The following is a 4,111-nucleotide window of genomic DNA, read 5'->3' on the forward strand; positions in this document are numbered from 1 at the left end:
GCGACTTCAGTGATTTAAAATACGTTGAGTGGGGAAGTAGCTGGCCATAAATCTGTTCATTGGTTTGGAGGAAATGGCGACCACTATCGACTACACTGATACAGCGTAATAACCCAAGGCGAATAAAGTCGATATCCTTCAACTCTGGGCATGAACGAGCCCACAAAGGATGACGCTCTGCTAACAGGGCACGTTCCATACTTTCATTGCAGTGTTGGTGAATATGTTCAAAGAGTGGTAGGTCTTTAAGCATGGGTGATATCCGTTTATGAGGTGATTAAAACGGAAATTTTTAGAAAAACTTTTTCGGCAATTGCAAGTTTTATTTGAAATTATTTGTTGTTTTTTTACGGTGCCTACAGAGTATCTATTTGCGGTTATAAGTGATTAAAATCAAAAAGATGGAAATATTCGAGTGGTGCTACCTTCAGGTAGGTTATAGGCTGCTTTGTTTAGGTACTTCTTCTTTCAATGGGAACACTGATGAGATAAATAGTTTTATTGATCCGTCCCACATCAATAATGGCACGAGCCAAGCTAGAGGGGCGTTCACTTTTAAGTAATGAACTAATTCGTTCACTTTTAAGTAATGAACTAATTCGTTCACTTTTAAGTAATGAACGAATTAGTTCTGATGCTTGTATCGTTCCCAGTTTGAGTGAACCAGCAATACGCAGCATATCATCCCAGTGTTTAGTAATTCGGTCTGTTTTCAAGCAATTACTCGCAAGTTCATCAAGATTGCCATAATTGGCATCCATATCGATACGCCAAAAAGACGATTCTCCCGCATCGGCCAATCGAGGTGAAAATTGGTATCCCAATAACCAAAATAAGCCAAAGATCATCTCACTGGAACCCGCCGTGTCGGTCATGATTTCAATAGGATTCAAACCGGTTTGCTGTTCAAGCAATCCCTCTAAAACAAAAATCGAATCTCTCAAGGTTCCTGGAATAACAATCCCATGAAATCCTGAAAATTGATCCGATATAAAGTTGTACCAAGTGATACCTTTGTCCGAACCAAAATATTTTTTATTAGGTCCAGAATTAATGGTCTTAACAGAGGTAACAAAGCGCATGCCGTCAGCAGATGCGACTTCACCACCGCCCCATGCCTGAGATATAGGAATGGTCATGTGGTAATCAACCAACTGACTATTCGCAGCTGTTAAGGTTTCTGCGCGCATATAATTTTGTTTAACCCAATTCAGCCTATGTCGCGTGAGTGCTGGATTATTGTGCTTAATAAACGGATCAATGCCAATATTGCAGGCTTCAGAGAGCAATACCGCACAAATACTGACGGCTAAGTCATCAGCTCGCGAATTAGATTCACTGATATGCGTAAATTCATCAGCAAATCCGGTGTGTGCATGAATTTCCAGAAGTAGTTCGGTAAGATCTATGGGGGGAAGAAAATCAGCCACCTGCTGACGTAATTTAATCAAGCTGGGTAGCTCATCTAATTTATCCAGATTTGTAATAGTGAGTGTCGGTTTTTCATCGACTAATTCAATCCGGACATCACCATTTTTTGAGAAGTTAGCTTCGGCTTGTTGATAGGCTCTATCTAGGGTATCTGTCAGAGATTTTATGGCTTCATCAACACCCAGAGGATGGCCAAGCGTACGACAAATTTTCAGTATAATAATTTCTCTCTAGGATCACCCCAACGATCACTACTTTCAACGTAAATATCTCGTCGTCGCAGTGTATCTTGTAACTTATCCATAACACACAGGGTATAGGCACGTTTGTTAACTTGCTTATCTTGATCAAAGACTAAAATCTCCCAAGATTTAGGAATTATATCCAATGGTACATTTTCTATATTTTTCTTGCGACTTCCTTCTAACTTGCGTAAATAATTAAGAGCCTCAAGCATCTCTTCCCCTGCGGATGCTGCCTTGAAATCAAGTTTATCCAGTAGACGCGGTAAAAACCGACGTACTCGTCCATATTGCTCGACCATTTCATCTTGAAATTTATGATTTGATAAACAGGATAATTCATTAATCGTTGTAATCGATTGTGCTATATTTTCCTGGCTAACGGCAGCAAAGATAGTTTCACGTAAGTCATCGTCATGAGATGTTTCCTTTAAAATAATGGCACAAGCATCAGCTAAAAGTAAGGCTGACTTATCCAAATCCTTCAGTGATCTCAATCGTTTTTGGCGATGAATTTTCTTGGCTTCCATTATGATCTGAGTAAACAGTAGATCAAATACGTCAAGAGCATCATCAAGTGCCGTCCTTTCAAAAACATAAACAAAAGCCATTAATGTTGCAATGCGCCTATCTTCTTGCATACGTAATATTTTATGCATTGAAGTAATGCCAGCATACCGTGCTAGGCTTTTCAGCCTAATAAGCGGGATATGCTTGAAATTAAGCGACTGAATACCCATCGACTTGAATTCCACATAGCGATCAATAGCCGCATTAAACGAAGGCCCGCTAATGGTTGTAGGGCCATGACGTAGAGTATCAAATGGTGAATAATTTGATCCTTCTGGTACCCTTAATAAGGCATTCAATTTTTCTTTCTGATCCATATCCGGTAAGCTTGATAAACGTAAGGATAAGCGATTATTGGTTCGCTCACGAATTTCCGAAATCAAGCGTGATAAGGTGGTAACGCCAGGCAGAAGCACTTTATGTTGAATGAGCCATGCCGTTGAAAAATCAAACATCACACTTGGCCGTTCATTACTAACCCAAGACCGTGTATAAAGTAAGCGACTTAACTTGAATCGCCATAATCCAGCATTAAATTCGTGGTAACCGTATTTATGCTGTATTTCAGCCGTGTGTTCATAACGTACTGACTTACGTTTTATGTATTTCTTTAAGCAACTGATGTCTTCAATGCCAATTTGGTTTGCTATAAATGTTAGTGCACTTTCTGGCACATTGCTTGGGTCAGCAAGGAAAGTGCCTAAGAAACGCACCGTTGCAAGCTGTAGCGCAAAGCCAAAACGATTGTGGTCTCGTCGACGACTATTAATGATAAAAAGATCAGTATCATCGAAATGAAAATATCTGGCCAATTGATTTTCATTGGGCTCACCTGAAAACTGTCTGTATTGACTAGGCTGTTCTTGAGTAAGGAATTCTATTGGCATGGGTAGGAAACAGTAAGTTAAAAAAACGATCGTTTTCTTTACCTGTTAAAAATTATTTTTTTATTTGCTTTTTTAGCAAAAAACAAGATAATAAACTCAGTAAAGAAATCATAGTAAACTATAAATATATTTTAACCTTAATTTAACTATTTTATGCTCATCGGTTACGCCAGAGTTTCAACGCATGATCAACACTTACATTTACAAGAAGATGCCTTACGTGAAATCGGCTGTGAAAAAATATTTGTTGATGAAGTCAGTGGAACAGTTTCCTCTCGACCAGGCCTTGATAAATTAAAAGAACAACTGCGTTCAGGGGATACTTTAGTGGTTTGGCGTTTAGATCGACTAGGGCGATCTATTCGTGACCTAATAGATTGGGTCACAACACTTGAAAATGAAGGTGTTGGGTTTAAAAGCCTGCAAGAATCCATTGATACCACAACATCTAATGGAAAGTTGGTTTTTCACTTATTTGCTGCACTGGCAGAATTTGAACGAAACTTAATTAGTGAAAGAACACGAGCTGGACTGGATGCGGCACGAGCAAGAGGAAAAAAAGGTGGAAGACCAAAATCATTAGATGAAGAAAAGCGTAAATTGCTGATTGAGCTTTATGAGCAGAAAAAAACACCTATTAATACATTATGCGAAATGATGGGTATTTCAAAACCAACGCTTTATGCATATGTAAAAAAAGGTAAATAGTCATCAACATTCATCATTACTTACTACGATAATAAAATGCTAACTCAATCATTACAAAAGAAATTGAATCATATGTTTGTACAGCTTGACCCTGACAATGGTTGTATGAACTTGAAAGAATTAGAAGGGTTTATGCATGCTATTGTAATTACGCCCGACATCATTCAGCCAAGTGAATGGTTACCTAAAATATTTTAGGCTCTATGTGAAATACAGTGGGTAGTCGAATTTTAACTTACCACAAAGAAAGTAAATCATATTGATAAAATTATT

At 38.4% G+C, this 4,111-nt stretch carries 3 protein-coding genes and 1 pseudogene; 2 read left to right on the forward strand and 2 right to left on the reverse strand.

From position 1 onward, the window contains the following. Window positions 1-253, reverse strand: a 253-nt coding sequence (locus tag CDZ78_RS05985) for a hypothetical protein (protein ID WP_140413903.1), incomplete at its 3' end; no start/stop codon positions are given. 226 nt (window positions 254-479) lie between these two features. Beyond that, a pseudogene (locus CDZ78_RS24230) lies at window positions 480-3,130 on the reverse strand (Tn3 family transposase); the annotation flags it as partial. Window positions 3,131-3,283: 153 nt separating this feature from the next. Here CDZ78_RS24230 and CDZ78_RS06000 point away from each other — a divergent pair. Beyond that, entirely contained in the window at window positions 3,284-3,838 is a 555-nt protein-coding gene (locus tag CDZ78_RS06000; protein WP_087869188.1) for a recombinase family protein, read from the forward strand. 36 nt (window positions 3,839-3,874) lie between these two features. Continuing rightward, window positions 3,875-4,036, forward strand: coding sequence for a UPF0149 family protein (locus CDZ78_RS06005; protein ID WP_087869189.1), 162 nt, complete (start codon window positions 3,875-3,877; stop codon window positions 4,034-4,036). Window positions 4,037-4,111 lie beyond the last annotated feature (75 nt).

This window comes from Bathymodiolus platifrons methanotrophic gill symbiont (assembly GCF_002189065.1).
Taxonomy (GTDB): Bacteria; Pseudomonadota; Gammaproteobacteria; order Methylococcales; family Methylomonadaceae; genus Methyloprofundus.